At 70.9% G+C, this 15,132-nt stretch carries 11 protein-coding genes; all 11 read left to right on the top strand.

Annotated features, from left to right (window positions below; all coding sequences use genetic code 11):
- Positions 1-191: 191 nt before the first annotated feature.
- Positions 192-2,393 carry a polysaccharide deacetylase family protein gene (locus ACFY5B_RS05855; protein WP_389965016.1) on the top strand — a complete coding sequence of 734 codons (2,202 nt, stop codon included), beginning with the start codon at positions 192-194 and terminating at the stop codon, positions 2,391-2,393.
- Complete coding sequence (locus ACFY5B_RS05850) at positions 2,390-3,658, top strand: acyltransferase (protein ID WP_389965013.1); 1,269 nt, start codon at positions 2,390-2,392, stop codon at positions 3,656-3,658. The genes ACFY5B_RS05855 and ACFY5B_RS05850 overlap by 4 nt, the downstream gene beginning before the upstream one ends.
- A 100-nt stretch (positions 3,659-3,758) precedes the next feature.
- A complete protein-coding gene (locus ACFY5B_RS05845; protein ID WP_389965010.1) occupies positions 3,759-4,754 on the top strand; it encodes a hypothetical protein in 996 nt (331 codons plus the stop codon).
- A gap of 157 nt (positions 4,755-4,911) precedes the next feature.
- Positions 4,912-6,297 (top strand): nitrate/nitrite transporter, encoded by a 1,386-nt coding sequence (locus tag ACFY5B_RS05840; protein ID WP_389965007.1) that lies wholly within the window; start codon positions 4,912-4,914, stop codon positions 6,295-6,297.
- Between the two features lie 117 nt (positions 6,298-6,414).
- Entirely contained in the window at positions 6,415-7,563 is a 1,149-nt protein-coding gene (locus ACFY5B_RS05835; protein WP_389965005.1) for a uroporphyrinogen-III synthase, read from the top strand.
- A 253-nt stretch (positions 7,564-7,816) separates the two neighbouring features.
- Positions 7,817-8,410: a CGNR zinc finger domain-containing protein gene (locus tag ACFY5B_RS05830; RefSeq protein ID WP_389965002.1), complete on the top strand. Its 594-nt coding sequence runs from the start codon at positions 7,817-7,819 to the stop codon at positions 8,408-8,410.
- Between the two features lie 352 nt (positions 8,411-8,762).
- Positions 8,763-9,284 carry a sigma-70 family RNA polymerase sigma factor gene (locus ACFY5B_RS05825; protein WP_010039908.1) on the top strand — a complete coding sequence of 174 codons (522 nt, stop codon included), beginning with the start codon at positions 8,763-8,765 and terminating at the stop codon, positions 9,282-9,284.
- Positions 9,284-10,114 carry an anti-sigma factor family protein gene (locus tag ACFY5B_RS05820; RefSeq protein ID WP_389964998.1) on the top strand — a complete coding sequence of 277 codons (831 nt, stop codon included), beginning with the start codon at positions 9,284-9,286 and terminating at the stop codon, positions 10,112-10,114. Before ACFY5B_RS05825 ends, ACFY5B_RS05820 begins: the two co-directional genes overlap by 1 nt.
- 126 nt (positions 10,115-10,240) lie before the next feature.
- On the top strand, positions 10,241-12,538 hold the full coding sequence (locus ACFY5B_RS05815; protein ID WP_389964996.1) for a HelD family protein: 2,298 nt from the start codon (positions 10,241-10,243) through the stop codon (positions 12,536-12,538).
- A gap of 331 nt (positions 12,539-12,869) precedes the next feature.
- A complete protein-coding gene (locus ACFY5B_RS05810; RefSeq protein WP_389964993.1) occupies positions 12,870-14,303 on the top strand; it encodes an NAD-dependent malic enzyme in 1,434 nt (477 codons plus the stop codon).
- A gap of 340 nt (positions 14,304-14,643) precedes the next feature.
- Positions 14,644-14,925 carry an HU family DNA-binding protein gene (locus ACFY5B_RS05805; protein ID WP_003990598.1) on the top strand — a complete coding sequence of 94 codons (282 nt, stop codon included), beginning with the start codon at positions 14,644-14,646 and terminating at the stop codon, positions 14,923-14,925.
- The last annotated feature ends 207 nt before the right edge of the window (positions 14,926-15,132 follow it).

Below are 15,132 nucleotides of genomic sequence, written 5' to 3'. Positions count from 1 at the left end.
CCGAGCCGGGACCACCTCGCGATCAGCCGCTCCGTCTTGTCCCGCCCCGCTCACGCGGCGAGACCCCCGAGGCCGTCGCGGACACCGCGCGCAGCCGCGACGGCCCCGCCCGGCCGGACCTGCCCGCCACACCGTCCGCCCGCCCCGTCCCCGTGCCATCCCATCCCGCACCACCCGGAGTACCACCACCCATGGCATCCCGTACTCGCCGTTCCGGGCCCGCGTCCCGAGCCCCTGGCGGCTCCAGGCGCCGGCGCCTGCCCATGCGTCTGTTGCTGCCCCTGCTCGTGCTCGTCGCGCTGGGGGCGATGCTCATGCTGCGCGGATACGTGCACAGCGAGGTCCTCGCCGACCACCGGGTCAGGCCGCCCGCCGCCACCGACCGGGTGCCGGAGAAGATCATGAACGGCGGGCCCGTCATCGATGCCCGCAGCGGCCGCACCGAGAGCCTGACCGTGCCCGACCACCACCTGGTGCTCACCTTCGACGACGGCCCCGACCCGATCTGGACGCCGAAAGTCCTGGACGTTCTGAAGAAGCACGACGCACACGCGGTCTTCTTCGTCACCGGCACCATGGCCTCGCGCTACCCCGACCTGGTCCGGCGTATGGTCGAGGAAGGCCACGAGGTCGGTCTGCACACCTTCAACCACCCCGACCTGTCCTACCAGTCCAAGAAGCGCATCGACTGGGAACTGTCCCAGAACCAGCTCGCGCTCTCGGGCGCGGCGGGCATCCGTACCTCCCTCTTCCGGCCGCCGTACTCCTCCTTCGCCGACGCCATGGACAACAGGTCCTGGCCGGTGACCGAGTACATCGGCGACCGCGGCTACATCACCGTCGTCAACAACACCGACAGCGAGGACTGGCGCAAGCCCGGCGTCGCCGAGATCGTCCGACGTGCCACGCCCAAGGGCGGCAAGGGCGCGATCGTCCTGATGCACGACTCCGGCGGTGACCGCCACCAGACCGTCGAGGCACTGGACCGCATGCTGCCCGACCTGCACGAGCAGGGCTACGAGTTCAGCAACCTCACCGAGGCCCTCGACGCCCCGAGCGCGCACTCCCGGGTCACCGGCCTCGACCGGTGGAAGGGCGCGGCGTGGATCTTCCTGGTCCAGGCCTCGGAGCACCTCACCGACGGGCTGGTCGTCGGACTCTCGATCGTCGGCACCCTGGTCATCGGCCGTTTCGTGCTGATGCTGCTGCTCTCCGGGGTGCACGCACGCCGGGTGCGCCGCCGCGGCTTCCGCTGGGGAGCGCCGATCACCGAACCGGTGTCGGTTCTCGTCCCGGCGTACAACGAGGCCAAGTGCATCGAGAACACGGTCCGTTCCCTCGCCGAGAGTGATCACCCCATCGAGGTCCTCGTCATCGACGACGGCTCCTCCGACGGCACGTCACGGATCGTAGAGGCCATGGGACTGCCGAACGTCCGGGTCGTCCGCCAGCTCAACGCGGGCAAACCGGCCGCGCTCAACCGCGGTGTGGCCAACGCCCGGTACGACCTGATCGTGATGATGGACGGTGACACGGTCTTCGAACCGTCCACCGTGCGCGAACTGGTGCAGCCCTTCGGCGACCCGCGCGTGGGCGCGGTGGCGGGCAACGCCAAGGTCGGGAACAAGGACACCCTCATCGGCGCCTGGCAGCACATCGAATACGTGATGGGCTTCAACCTCGACCGCCGGATGTACGACGTACTGCGCTGCATGCCGACGATCCCCGGCGCGGTCGGAGCCTTCCGCCGCAGCGCGCTGGAACGGGTCGGCGGCATGAGTGACGACACGCTCGCAGAAGACACCGACATCACCATGGCCCTGCACCGCGACGGCTGGCGCGTGGTCTACGCGGAGAACGCCCGTGCCTGGACCGAGGCGCCGGAGACGGTCCAGCAGCTGTGGTCCCAGCGCTACCGCTGGTCGTACGGCACCATGCAGGCCATCTGGAAGCACCGCCGGGCCCTGGTGGACAAGGGCCCCTCGGGCCGCTTCGGCCGCGTCGGCCTGCCGCTGGTGTCCCTCTTCATGGTCCTGGCGCCCCTGCTGGCCCCGCTGATCGACGTGTTCCTCATCTACGGCCTCGTGTTCGGCCCCACCCAGAAGACGATCCTGGCGTGGCTCGGCGTTCTGGCGATCCAGGCGGTCTGCGCGGCCTACGCCTTCCGACTCGATCGTGAGCGCATGACCCACCTCGTCTCGCTGCCTCTGCAGCAGATCCTGTACCGCCAGCTGATGTACGTCGTCCTGCTCCAGTCCTGGATCACCGCCCTCACCGGTGGCCGGCTGCGCTGGCAGAAGCTGCGGCGCACCGGTGTGGTCGACGCGCCCGGCGGCGGCCCCGTGCCGCGCCAACGTTCCCAGAGCAGTGACGAGCGGAGGCCGGTGGCATGACCCACGGAAACCCGATCCCCACGTCATCGGCGGCCCCCGGCATGCCACAGCAGCGCACGACCGACCCCGCACCGGCGGGCGGAACGGCCACCGCGACCGCCCCCGCCGCGCCGGCGCGCCAGGGCGGCGGCCGTGACCGCTACCTCGACCTGCTGCGTTCGATCGCCCTGGTCCGTGTCGTCGTCTACCACCTGTTCGGCTGGGCGTGGCTGACGGTGCTGTTCCCGTCGATGGGTGTGATGTTCGCGCTGGCGGGCTCCCTGATGGCGCGCTCGTTGGACCGCCCGGCCCTCGGTGTGATCCGGGGCCGGATCCGCCGGCTCCTGCCCCCGCTCTGGGTGTTCGGCGCGGTGGTGCTGGCGATGATGTTCGCGGCCGGCTGGAATCCGCTGAAGGACCCGGACCACGGCGGTGCCTGGGGCCTCGTCGATCTGGCCAACTACTTCTTCCCCGTCGGCGCACCGCCCTTCCCCTGGCACCTCGGAGCCAAGTCCGGCCTGCTGGAGGAGACCTGGGCGGTGCAGGCGGCCGGTCCGCTGTGGTACCTGCGGGCCTACCTCTGGTTCGTCATCGCCTCTCCGCTGCTGCTGTGGGCGTTCCGCCGGGCCCCCTGGCCGACGCTGCTGGCACCACTGGGCCTCACGGCGGTCGTCGGCACGGGCCTGGTGAAGATCCCCGGCGAGACGGGCAACGCGGTGACCGACTTCGCGGTCTACGGCGGCTGCTGGGTCCTGGGCTTCGCCCACCACGAGGGCCTGCTCAAGCGGATCCCCCGCTACCTGTCGATCTCCTGCGCGGCCCTGCTCATGGCCTTCGGCCTGTGGTGGGCCTCGGGCCACCTGGGCCCCGACGGCTGGGACCTCAACGACATCCCCCTGGCCCAGGCGGCCTGGTCCTTCGGATTCGTGGTGATCCTCCTCCAGTACTCCCCGTCCTGGCGCGAACTCCCCGGCCGCCTGGCCAGGTGGGACAAGCTCGTGACCCTCTCCAACAACCGCGCCGTCACGATCTACCTCTGGCACAACCTCCTCATCATGGCCACGGTCCCGATCCTCGACCTGTTGTACGAGCTGCCGTTCCTCCAGAGCGACAGCGCGGTGTCCGCCCTGGACACCACGTACACCCTCTGGATGTTCGCCCTGGTCTGGCCGCTGATCGGCGCGGCGATCCTCACGTTCGGCTGGGTCGAGGACATCGCGGCGAAGCGATCGCCACGGTGGTGGCCGAACGGGCGCGGCGGCAAGAGCAGGAGGCGCCGGCGGTAGGGGGTGGGCCGGCGCGGGGAGGCCCGTTCCCCGGGGCTTTGCCCGTGTGCAAAACTGCCCGAGTTGCGTCTGTGAACGGGTGGCCCGGGGGAGCGGTGGAATGAGCAAGCGGCAGACACAGAAGATGCTGCGGCTGATGGCGAGCGGGGAACCGGTCGAGCTGACCAGCCCGATGGCGTCCGTGAAGAAGCTCGCCCGGCTGGCCTTCGTGGCCCAGCAGTTCGGCTACGAGTACGCCGACGTCCGCCAGAGCAGCGGCCGCAACGGCGCGCTCATCATGCTGCTCGTGCCCGATCCGAGCCCGCAGGCCCGGGCCCGGGCCGGGCAGAACTGGGCGCAGTACCCCCATGCGGCGGACGGCGTCTCCCTGCCGCCCCTCGTGCCGGACGCGTTCGAACTCCTCAAGGCCCGTATCAACTTCGACCTCACCGGCAAGAGCGCCGAGAAGCGCATGGGGTACGGGGCCCTGGGCGTCACCGTCGGCTGTGTGATCCTCGCCTTCCGTTCCGGGGGCGAGTCCTCCGACTTCGTCGCGGCCGGTGTGGTGTGGCTGCTGCTCATGGCGGTCTTCGGCATCGGTTTCCTGGTGACGCGCAAGCGCAACGCCAAGTTCGCGGCCCGGCTGCGGACGGCGGGCTTCATGCCGGTGCACGACGAGAACGGGCGGCTGCGGTATCTGCCGCCCGGGGCGCAGCAGCCCGGGCAGGGCAACCCGTTCGCGGGCGGGCCGTACGGGGCCGTGCCGGGTCCGGCGATGGGGGCGCCGGCGGCCTACGGGCAGCAGACGCCCGGGCCGTACGCCCAGCCGGCACCCGGACCGTACGCCCAGCCGGCACCCGGACCGTACCCCGGCGGGCCCGGGCAGGCCCCTTACCCGGGTCAGCCCGCGCAGGCTCCTTACGGTGGTCAGCCCGCGCAAGCCCCCTACCCCGGCCGGCCCGCGCAGGCTCCCTACTCCGGTCAGCCCGCGCAGGCCCCTTACCCGGGTCAGCCCGCGCCCGGCCCCTACGGTGCGCAGCCCCCGGGCCCGTATGCCCAGCCGTACCAGCAGCCCCACCCCCAGCAGAACCCCCATGGGCAGCCTCCGCAGCACTGAGCGGAAACCTCCCGGAACCTCTCATCCCGCCCGAGCCCGGGGTGAGAGCAAAGTTCCCTCGCGGTCACTCGGTGCCACACGACAGGAAACGCGCCCTCCCTACCTTCGGGACCAGTCAGTCGAAGTACGACCGAGCCCGGAGCACAGTGGAGGCGTCATGACAGGTCCTGGCACAGCACCCGCACCCCCGAGCAAGGGCGGACGCTGGATCCGGCACTGGGACCCGGAGAACGAGACGTTCTGGAAGGAGACCGGGGAGAAGGTCGCCCGCCGGAACCTCTTCTTCTCCGTGCTGTCCGAGCACATCGGCTTCTCGATCTGGACCCTGTGGTCCGTGCTGGTGCTGTTCATGGGTCCGGAGTACGGACTGACCCCCGCCGACAAGTTCATGCTGACCTCGATGGTCACGCTGGTCGGCGCAGTCGTCCGCGTCCCCTACACCTTCGCCGTGGCGATCTTCGGCGGACGGAACTGGACGATCATCTCCGCCGGCCTCCTCCTCGTCCCGACCGTCGCCGCGTTCACCGTGATGGAACCGGGCACCTCCTTCTCCACCTTCCTCCTCGTCGGCCTCCTCGCCGGCATCGGCGGCGGCAACTTCGCCTCCTCCATGACCAACATCAACGCCTTCTTCCCGCTGCGGAAGAAGGGCTGGGCCCTCGGCTTGAACGCGGGCGGCGGCAACATCGGCGTACCGGTGATCCAGCTGGCCGCGCTCGGGATCATCGGCGCCGGCGGCGGGCCGCGCGTGCTGCTCGGGATCTACATCCCGCTGATCGTCGTAGCCGCCGTCATGGCCGCGCTGTTCATGGACAACCTGGAGAACGTCAAGAACGACACCGGTGCCGCCAAGGACGCCGCGCGGGACGGCCACACGTGGATCATGTCCTTCCTCTACATCGGCACGTTCGGGTCGTTCATCGGCTACAGCTTCGCCTTCGGTCAGGTCCTCCAGAACCAGTTCGGACGCACCCCGCTGGAGGCGGCGTACGTCACCTTCATCGGTCCGCTCCTCGGCTCGCTGATCCGGCCCCTGGGCGGCTGGATGGCCGACAAGTACGGCGGGGCGAAGATCAGCCTGTGGAACTACGTCGCCATGGGCGTCGCCACGGCGGTCCTGATCGGTGCCTCCATGGAGAAGTCGCTGGCACTGTTCACCGGGGCGTTCGTGGTGCTGTTCGTGCTCAGCGGGCTCGGCAACGGCTCGACGTTCAAGATGATCCCGGGCATCTTCCAGAACAAGGCCTTGGCCAAGGGGCTGCAGGGTGAGGCGGCGGCGGCGTACGGGCGGCGGCTGTCCGGGGCCTCCATGGGCCTGATCGGCGCGGTGGGCGCGCTCGGCGGTGTCGGCATCAACCTCGCCTTCCGCCAGTCCTTCCTCTCCTACGGTTCGGGCACCGGGGCGTTCGTCGCCTTCCTCGCCTTCTACGCGGTCTGCTTCGCGGTCACCTGGTCCGTATACCTTCGCCGTACGACCCCCCGGGTACCCGCCGTCACGGCGACCTCGGACGCGGAGCCGCAGCTCAGCTACGCCAAGGTCTGACGTAACACCAGCGACATCCCGCCGATCCGAGCCTGTCACGAGCCGTTGACAGGCTCGATCGGCATGTAGGTACGCCGTACCCACGAAGTACGACGACTCGAGTGCGGGACGAGAGCCATGTACGAAGAACAGCGACCGGACCACGGGCCCCTGGCGGGTTTCACCGTAGGTGTGACGGCCGCGCGCCGGGCCGACGAGCTCGGGGTGCTGCTGCAGCGACGCGGTGCCGCCGTCCTGCACGCCCCTGCCCTGCGGATCGTGCCCCTCGCCGACGACAGCGAGCTGCTGGCCGCGACGAAGGACATCATCGAGCAGGTGCCGGACATCGTCGTGGCCACGACCGCGATCGGCTTCCGCGGCTGGGTCGAGGCCGCCGACGGCTGGGGGCTGGGGGAGGAGTTGCTGTCGCGGCTGGGCGGCGTACGGATCATGGCGCGCGGGCCCAAGGTCAAGGGCGCGGTCAGGGCCGCCGGGCTGACCGAGGAGTGGTCGCCGTCGTCGGAGTCCATGGCGGAGGTGCTGGACCGGCTCCTGGAGGAGGGGGTCGAGGGTCTGCGGATCGCCATCCAGCTGCACGGTGAGCCGCTGCCCGGCTTCGTGGAGGCGCTGCGGGAGGGCGGGGCCGAGGTGGTCGGGGTGCCCGTCTACCGCTGGATGCCGCCGGAGGACATCACCCCGGTCGACCGTCTGCTGGACGCGACCGTCGCCCGGGCCCTGGACGCGGTCACCTTCACCAGTGCCCCGGCCGCGGCCTCCCTCCTCTCCCGTGCGAAGGACCGCGGACTGCTCGACGAGGTGCTGGCGGCCCTGAGCCACGACGTCCTGCCGGCCTGCGTGGGCCCGGTCACCGCCCTGCCCCTGCAGTCCCGCGGCATCGACACGATCCAGCCCGAACGCTTCCGGCTCGGCCCTCTGGTCCAGATCCTCTGCCAGGAACTGCCCGCGCGGGCCCGCTCGTTGCCCGTCGCCGGGCACCGTGTGGAGATCCGCGGCCACGCCGTCGTGGTGGACGGTGCCCTCAAACCCGTCCCGCCCGCCGGCATGGCCCTTCTGCGCGCCCTCTCCCGCCGCCCCGGCTGGGTCGTCGCCCGCGCGGACCTCCTGCGGGCCCTTCCCGGCTCCGGCCGCGACGAACACGCGGTGGAGACCGCCATGGCCCGCCTGCGCACGGCTCTCGGCACCCCCAAGCTGATCCAGACGGTGGTCAAGCGGGGCTACCGCCTGGCCCTGGACCCGAGCGCGGAGACGAAGTACGCGGACGCGTGAGCCCGTCCGGGGGTTGAGCCGGAATCCGCCTCTGTCGGCCGATCCCGAGCGGGACGCCGCGCAGTGGCCCGGCCCGGGGGTGTGTCCGCGCGGTGGCGGCCGGTCGGGGCACCCGTCGCGTCGGCGTGTGCGCGGGGGGTTTCCGGAGTCGTGGCGGGCAGGCACTGTAAGAGGGAGCGGTCCACCGGCCCTCTCACCGGCGTCTCACCGAAGCCCTCGCGACCGGGGTGAACCCCTAGGCGGTGACAGGCACATGGCACTGAGCACGGCCACGGCCTCCAACGAGCTGCGCTTCGACACCGGGCGGATCTGCCTGGACCTGCTGACCACCACGCACCCCGAGGAACGGCTCGACTCCGTGGACGTGCTGCGCGCCTGGATCACCGGCTCCGGGCTCGTCCCGGCGGACACCGACCTGGCCCACGCCGACACCGGCTGGCTGCTCGCCTTCCGTGAACTGCGCGCCCAGGTCGACCGGTTGGTGCGCTGCAGGCCGAGACCCGGAGTGGCGACGTACGACCTGGCCCTCGCCCGCGTGAACGACCTGGCCCGCACCGCGCCCCCGGCACCCCGCGCGGTCCGCGGCGAAGACGGCCGGCTGCTGCGAAGGCTGGACGGCCCGCCCGGCTGTGCCGCCCTGCTCGCGGCCGTCGCCCGGGACGCCGTGGACCTGCTCACCGACCCCGTCGCCCGCGCGGCCCTGCGCCAGTGCGAAGGGGACAACTGCCCCATCGTGTACCTCGACACCTCCCGCGGACGCAGGAGGCGCTGGTGCTCCAGTGAGGTCTGCGGGAACCGCGAACGCGTCGCCCGGCATCGCCGCCGCGCGGCACTCGCCCGCGCGTGAAACGGAATTGAGTGGTCCGTGCACTCAATTCCCTTGTCCTAAATGCTACTTCTGCGACCGCGGTGGTGAAGTGATTTCGATTACATGCCGTTTACCTACGCCACCGTAGGGAAGGCCTGGCTTGATCTTGCCGATGTGGCGGAAATGTAAAGAACGCGGGGTGGGAATGTGACCCCATGTCCCGCTCGTCACGTCATCTTGAAGAAAACTGTCGGGTCTCTTTGAACGCCCAACCGCTCGTTTCCGTACGGCATGTGGAGCGACCGACTGGGGGAACCCCCGGACACCGGAGGTGGGCGTGCGCAAAGATTCCGTCGTGGCCAATGAACGTGCACCGAGGGCCCGACATCGCATGTCCCAGCCCTCGGAACCCGATGAGGAGCTGATGCGTGCGCTCTATCGCGAACACGCCGGACCCCTGCTGGCATACGTCCTGCGCCTGGTCGCCGGAGACCGGCAGCGCGCCGAGGACGTCGTGCAGGAGACGCTCATCCGTGCCTGGAAGAACGCCGGTCAGCTCAACAGAGCGACCGGATCGGTACGCCCCTGGCTGGTGACGGTCGCCCGGCGCATCGTCATCGACGGCCACCGCAGCCGGCAGGCCCGGCCGCAGGAGGTCGACCCGTCGCCGCTGGAGGTCATCCCCGCGGAGGACGAGATCGACAAGGCGCTGTGGCTGATGACTCTCTCGGACGCACTCGACGACCTGACCCCCGCCCACCGGGAGGTGCTCGTCGAGACGTACTTCAAGGGGCGTACCGTCAATGAGGCGGCCGAGACCCTGGGCATACCCAGCGGCACCGTCCGCTCCAGGGTCTTCTACGCCCTGCGTTCGATGAAGCTCGCACTGGAGGAGCGGGGGGTGACGGCGTGATGAGTGTTTACGGGGGTAACCAAGGGTTCGGTACGGGAGGCATGGGTATGTCTGGCCCCATGCAGGAATCTCCGGTGCCGAACGAGCACGAGACCGTCGGCGCCTACGCCCTCGGCATCCTCGACGACGCCGAAGCAACCGCATTCGAAGCCCACCTCGCCACCTGTGAATGGTGCGCCCAGCAGCTCGACGAACTGGCCGGCATGGAGCCGATGCTCGCCGCCCTCGCCGATCTGCCCGGCTCCGGCAGCACACCCGCGATCGGCGATTCCCTGTCCGCGAAGCCCCGGCCGCGCCTGGTGGAGAAGCTGGTCGACGAGGTCGCCGACCGCCGCGCCCAGAAGCGCCGCCGCAGCTTCTACATGGTGGCCGCGGCCGGCGCGCTGATCATCGGCGGCCCCTTCGTCGCGGTCGCGACGAACGGCGGCGACGGCAGCGGCGGAGCCGAGAACCGCCCGCTCGCGGCGAGCCCCGCGAAGGCCGCCTTCGAGGGCATCTCCGACAAGATCACCGCCACCGACCCGAACACCAAGGTCTCCGCCACCGTCGCCCTCCAGAAGAAGGACTGGGGCACGGGCATGGTCCTGGAGCTGAAGAACGTCAAGGGCCCGCTCAAGTGCGCCCTCGTCGCGGTGGGCAAGAACGGCGAGCGCGAGACCCTGTCCTCCTGGTCCGTCCCGGAGTGGGGCTACGGCCTCCCGGACGCCAAGTCCGACAAGGCCAAGGAGCCCCTGTACGTCCAGGGCGGCGCCGCCTTCGAGCCGAACGAGATCGACCACTTCGAGGTCGTCACCTTCGACGGCAAGCGGCTGGTCGAGGTCGACGCGTAGGGCCGTTCGGCGGCCCGGCGGGCGCCATTGGGGCAACAGGTCCCGCGTCTGCCAGCCGGCCCGTAGCTTCCAGGGGTCCCCTTCGCGTACGGTTGACGGCTGCCCAGCACGTCAGAAGGGGGCCCGGTGGCCGCTCAGGCTCACAGACAAGGCGCGGTCGGTTCGGTGCACGATTCGGTTCGTGACCGGGAGATCCACGTCGAACAGGAACACCTGGACCGGGTGTACCGGCGCCTCGAGGAGAAGATCCACGAGGCGGAGTTCCTGATGCAGGACGCGGCCCGGCGCGGGCAGGTCGGCACCCCCGGCGCACTCGCCGAGCGGGACGCCCAGGTCTTCCGCGCGGGCATCCACCTCAGCCGGCTCAACAACGAGTTCGAGGACTTCCTCTTCGGCCGGATCGACCTCCTGACCGGCAAGGACGGCAAGAAGGGCCCCGACGGGGCGTACACCGCCATCGAGCCGGCGGAGGGCGCCGTGCGCCCCGACAACACCGCCGACATCGCCGAGACCCTGCACATCGGCCGCATCGGCGTCCTCGACCGGGACTACGCGCCGCTGGTCATCGACTGGCGGGCCCCGGCCGCCGCACCCTTCTACCGCTCCACCCCGGTCGACCCCGGCCGCGTCGTCCGGCGCCGTGTCATCCGCTCCAAGGGCCGCCGGGTCCTGGGCGTCGAGGACGACCTGATGCGCCCCGAGCTGACGGCGTACCTCGACGGCGACGAACTGCCCGTCATCGGCGACGGCGCCCTGATGGCCGCGCTCGGCCAGGCCCGCAGCCACACCATGCGCGACATCGTCGCCTCCATCCAGGCCGAGCAGGACCTGGTCATCCGCGCCCCCGCCGCCTCCGTGACGTACGTCGAGGGCGGCCCGGGCACCGGCAAGACCGCCGTCGCCCTGCACCGCGCCGCCTACCTCCTCTACCAGGACCGGCGCCGCTACGCGGGCGGCATCCTGATCGTCTCGCCCACCCCGCTGCTCGTCGCCTACACCGAGGGCGTGCTGCCCTCCCTCGGCGAAGAGGGCCAGGTCGCCATCCGCGCCATCGGCTCCCTGGTCGAGGGCAGCGAGGCCACGGTCTACGACTCACCGTCCGTGGCCCGCGCCAAGGGCTCCTCCCGCATGCTCAAGGTGCTGCGGAAGGCCGCGCGCGGCGCCCTGGAGCTGAACGATCCGCCGGAGCGGCTGCGCGTGGTCGCCTTCGGCCGCCGCCTGGAGCTGGAAGCCGGGGAACTGGACGGCATCCGCCGCTCCGCCCTCGGCGGCACCGCTCCCGTGAACCTGCTGCGCCCGCGCGCCCGCAAGCTCCTCCTGGACGCCCTGTGGGAGCGGTCCGGCGCGGCCGGCCGGCACAGCGACCCCGAACTCGCGGCCGAGCTGCGCTCCTCCTTCGACGAGGACATCACCTCCGAGGACGCCTTCATCGCCTTCCTCGACGCCTGGTGGCCGGAGCTGACCCCGGCGGCCGTCCTGGACGCCATGGCCGACGAACGCCGCCTCGGCCGCTGGGCCCGGCGCATCCTCAACCCCGGCGAGGTCCGCAAGGTGGCCCGGTCCCTCAAGCGCGAGGGCCGCTCGGTGCACGACATCGCCCTGCTCGACGAGCTCCAGGCCGTCCTCGGCGCCCCGGCCCGCCCCCGCCGGAAGCGCGAACTCGACCCGCTCGACCAGCTCACCGGCCTGGAGGAGCTGATGCCGGTGCGCGAGGAGTCGCAGCGCGAGCGCGCCGAACGCCTCGCGCAGGAACGCGTCGAGTACGCCCACGTCATCGTCGACGAGGCGCAGGACCTCACCCCGATGCAGTGGCGCATGGTCGGCCGCCGCGGCCGGCACGCCACCTGGACGGTCGTCGGCGACCCGGCCCAGTCCTCCTGGTCCGACCCGGACGAGGCCGCCGAGGCTCGCGACGAGGCCCTCGGCACCCGCCCCCGCCGCCGCTTCGAACTCACGGTGAACTACCGCAACCCGGCCGAGATCGCCGACCTGGCCTCGAAGGTCCTCGCCCTCGCCATGCCCGGCTCGGTGTCACCGAAGGCGGTCCGCTCCACCGGCGTCGAACCCCGCTTCACCGTTGTGGAGGACACGCTGGGCGCCACCGTCCGCGACGAGGCGGCCCGGCTGCTGGAACGCGTCGACGGCACGGTCGGCGTGGTCGTCGCCATGCAGCGCCGCGAGGAGGCCCGCCGCTGGCTCGCCGGCCTCGGCGACCGGGTCGTGGCCCTCGGCAGCCTGGAGGCCAAGGGCCTGGAGTACGACGCGACGGTCGTGGTCTCCCCGGCGGAGATCGCCGACGAGTCCCCGGCCGGACTGCGCGTCCTCTATGTCGCGCTGACCCGGGCCACCCAGCAGCTCACGGTCGTCTCGGCCGACCGGGACGAGCCCGACGCGGCGGGAGTTGCGGACCTGCTCAGGGACTGAGGCCCGATACCCACTTGCCGGCGAAATGAACTACCGATACGGGAATGGCCTTACGGGATCTGTTTGTTAGCCTGGATGTGGCACCGGCTCGATCCAAGCCCCCGGGCCCAACCTTCGTCGCTACGAGCGACCACTTGCCGCGAGGCGAGCATGGCGGGTCGGTGCCACTTACTTATGAAGAGACCCACGTCCACGTGACGTGGGTCTCTTTTTGCTGCCCCATTCCGCGAACAAAACGTTCGCAATCGAGGGCGGCTACCTGCTACTCAGCGGTAGGTGCGACGATCGGACGGCACAACTCAGCGTCAGGTGAAAGCAGAGGAAGTCGGCCATGGCAACGGCGCCCAGCGTCTCCTACTCGATGACGGTCCGGCTGGAGGTGCCCGCGAGCGGAACCGCCGTCTCGCAGCTCACCACCGCCGTGGAGTCCTCCGGAGGCTCGGTGACCGGCCTCGACGTCACCGCGTCCGGTCACGAGAAGCTCCGCATCGACGTCACCATCGCGGCGACGTCGACCGCGCACGCGGACGAGATCGTCGAGGAACTCCGCGGCATCGAGGGCGTCACCCTGGGCAAGGTCTCGGACCGGACCTTCCTCATGCACCTCGGCGGCAAGATCGAGATGGCGTCCAAGCACCCCATCCGCAACCGTGACGACCTGTCCATGGTCTACACCCCGGGCGTGGCCCGCGTCTGCATGGCGATCGCCGAGAACCCCGAGGACGCCCGCCGCCTCACCATCAAGCGCAACTCCGTTGCGGTCGTGACGGACGGCTCCGCCGTGCTGGGCCTGGGCAACATCGGCCCCAAGGCCGCCCTGCCCGTCATGGAGGGCAAGGCCGCCCTGTTCAAGCGGTTCGCCGGCATCGACGCCTGGCCGATCTGCCTCGACACCCAGGACACCGACGCGATCGTCGAGATCGTCAAGGCGATCGCCCCGGGCTTCGCGGGCATCAACCTCGAGGACATCTCCGCCCCGCGCTGCTTCGAGATCGAGGCCCGGCTGCGCGAGGCCCTCGACATCCCCGTCTTCCACGACGACCAGCACGGCACCGCGATCGTCGTCCTCGCCGCCCTGACCAACGCGCTGCGCGTCGCCGGCAAGGCGATGGAGAACATCCGCGTCGTCATGTCCGGCGCCGGCGCGGCCGGTACGGCCATCCTGAAGCTGCTGCTCGCCGCGGGCGTCAAGAACGCCGTCGTCGCCGACATCCACGGCGTCGTCCACGCGGGCCGCGAGGACCTCGTGGACGCCGCCCCGGACTCGGCGCTGCGCTGGATCGCCGACAACACCAACCCCGAGGGCCTCACGGGCACGCTCAAGGAGGCCGTGCGCGGCGCCGACGTCTTCATCGGCGTCTCCGCCCCGAACGTCCTCGACGGCGACGACGTGGCCGCCATGGCCGAGGACGCCATCGTGTTCGCGCTTGCGAACCCGGACCCCGAGGTCGACCCGGCAATCGCCCGCCAGACCGCGGCCGTTGTCGCCACCGGCCGCTCGGACTTCCCGAACCAGATCAACAACGTGCTGGTCTTCCCGGGTGTCTTCCGCGGTCTGCTCGACGCGCAGTCCCGCACCGTCAACACCGAGATGATGCTGGCCGCCGCGACGGCCCTCGCGGACGTGGTGACCGAGGACGAGCTGAACCCGAACTACATCATTCCGAGCGTCTTCAACGACAAGGTCGCGGGCGCGGTCGCCGGCGCCGTGCGGGAGGCCGCCAAGGCGGCCGGCGCGACGGCGGGCAGCACGGCCGGCGTCTGAGGCCCGGACCGCCCGGGCCCCTGCGGGAGCCCGGGGGCGTCGGCTCCCCGGACTGTGAGTAACCCCACGGCCGCCGGGAACCCGGCGCGTCGCAAGACCCCTGTCAGCAGCGCAGCTATCGTGGCGCAAGGCTCAGGCCCTCTTTTCGTGTGACTCCCCAAGGGTGTTCTCACGACTCCTGCGGGTGCCGGATTGGCTTTCCCGCCGCAGGTAGGGGCAGGATGCGTCCCTGGGCGCGAGGGTCTGACGACGGACCCGGGTCCGGGGACTCATCGAGGACCCTGGCAGCATCGGCTTCGATCTGACGCCTCAACGGCAAGATGAACACGGGAGTAAGAACATGAACCGCAGTGAGCTGGTGGCCGCGCTGGCCGACCGCGCCGAGGTGACTCGCAAGGACGCCGACGCCGTGCTGGCCGCGTTCGCCGACGTCGTCGGCGACATCGTCTCCAAGGGCGACGAGAAGGTCACGATCCCCGGCTTCCTGACCTTCGAGCGCACCCACCGTGCCGCTCGCACCGCCCGCAACCCGCAGACCGGCGAGCCCATCCAGATCCCCGCCGGTTACAGCGTGAAGGTCTCCGCGGGCTCGAAGCTCAAGGAAGCGGCCAAGGGTAAGTAAGCGGCCCGTTGCGTGCGCCGTGGGCAACTGCGGGCCGCCTGTGGCCGGTCGCGCAGTTCCCCGCGCCCCTTCGGGGCGCGCCAAGCAGAGCCGCATGAAACGCCGAGGGGCGGCCACCTGGATCCAGGTGGCCGCCCCTCGGCGTGTGCGATGCGGAACTACCCGAGCGCCTTGCCGGGCAGCTCGACCTTCGCGCCGAGCTCCACG

It is taken from the genome of Streptomyces sp. NPDC013187, from assembly GCF_042899705.1.
GTDB classification, from domain to species: domain Bacteria; phylum Actinomycetota; class Actinomycetes; order Streptomycetales; family Streptomycetaceae; genus Streptomyces; species Streptomyces hawaiiensis_A.
This window is presented reverse-complemented; position numbering and strand designations above follow the sequence as displayed.